The 1507-nt window shown below is 70.1% G+C and carries 2 protein-coding genes; both read right to left on the reverse strand.

Annotated elements, in window-relative coordinates:
- Positions 1-13: 13 nt before the first annotated feature.
- Positions 14-148: a hypothetical protein gene (locus FCI23_RS62935; RefSeq protein ID WP_265737874.1), complete on the reverse strand. Its 135-nt coding sequence runs from the start codon at positions 146-148 to the stop codon at positions 14-16.
- 100 nt (positions 149-248) lie between these two features.
- Complete coding sequence (locus FCI23_RS55660) at positions 249-1448, reverse strand: IS4 family transposase (protein ID WP_136731763.1); 1200 nt, start codon at positions 1446-1448, stop codon at positions 249-251.
- Positions 1449-1507: the final 59 nt, after the last annotated feature.

A 1507-nucleotide genomic window follows, 5' to 3' on the forward strand; every position in this document is an offset into this window, starting at 1 on the left:
CAATGCCGCTGTTTTAAGCGGTGACCTTGGGTTTTCGCTTGGCCGGGGCGCTCTTGGACGCGGGGGTGATGGTGACCGCCTCGGCCGGCGGGGCGGCGGGCTGGGGCCAGGTGCGGTGGTGGGCGCGTTTGAGGCCCCAGTTGGACATCTTGCGCTTGACGACGCGGGGGAACGCGCGAAGTCTGCGGACCGGTAAGAGGCGCCGGACGATCTCGGCGAGGGTGCGGTCCCAGGCGGCGGCGAGGCGGTCAGGGGGAAAAAGCCGCCTGGGTGGGGACCTGGCGGCGCACGACGCGGAGGGAGCGGGTGAACGACAGCCGGTCGGGATCGGTCCCGGCCTGGGCTGCGGCCTGGTGCATGACCTGGCGCACGGCGTGGTGGACGAGGAGAAAGCCGTAGACCTCCTGCTCCACGCCGTCGGGATATCGCGAGCGCAGGATCACGTCGGGACCGCGTTGGTGGACCTTGAGCTCGTCCAGCACCCCTTCCACCTCCCAGCGCTCGTGATACAGGGCCGCCAGTTCGCCCGACGGTGCCTGTTCGGGGTCGAGGATCGTGGTGATCAACCGGATCGGGCCGTCCTGCTCGTGACCGGCGACGGTGTACTCCACCACCCGCACCAACTGACCATGCGCGCGGCGTTTGTCCCGGGCTGCGTAGATCTCCGACAGGTACGAGCCATCCGCGAACTGCTCGCGCACCACCAGCACCATGTTGGATGCCACCCGCCACAGCAGATCCGCGCCCGTCGCGCGGGCGGCCTGCCACCGGTCGTAGCCGGGGAAGCCACGGTCTGCAAGCAGCAGCATCCCCGGCTGGAGCTGCGGCAGCAGGGTGTCGGCAAGCACCGTCTCGGCCACCGTGCACGGCCCGGTGGCCGCGGCGAATATCGCGTGCGTGCCGCACTCGGCCATCACCACCAGCCGCACCTGCGGGAAGGCGCCCCTCTTCTCCCCGCGCCCGGATCCCGGCCGTCCAAAGAAGGCGTCGTTGTCCGGGGTATCGGCCACATCCAGCGTGGTGCCGTCCACCGCCACCATCCGCCACCCCCGATACCAGGCGCCGACGGTCTCCGGCGTCGCCACCGGCCGGCACACCCGCGCGAATAGCACCCGCAGCGGCTCCGGGCCCAGCCGGGCCCGCGCCCGGGAGATCGCCCCGGTGGAAGGCACCTCCCACCGCCCCCGCCACCGGCCGGCCCACTCCAGCCCCTCCGTCAGCAGCCGCGCGACCTCCTCATACGCCTGCCCGGAGAACAAGCACATCGCCAGCACGAAGTAGACCACCACCCGCGCCGGCAGCAACCGACTCCGCCGCTCAACCCGCCCCGTCTCGGCAATGACCTCATCGACCAACTCCGCGGGGAACACCCGCGTCAACACACCCAACGCGATGCGATCCGACAACCGCTCCTCAACCGGCGGCTTGACCTGTCCAGCTCGTGGCACTCAGCAACCCTCCCGAGGCACACACTACAAACAAGATCAACCCAAAGTCAGCGGCATTG

The organism is Actinacidiphila oryziradicis, assembly GCF_005047355.1.
Lineage (GTDB): Bacteria > Actinomycetota > Actinomycetes > Streptomycetales > Streptomycetaceae > Actinacidiphila > Actinacidiphila oryziradicis.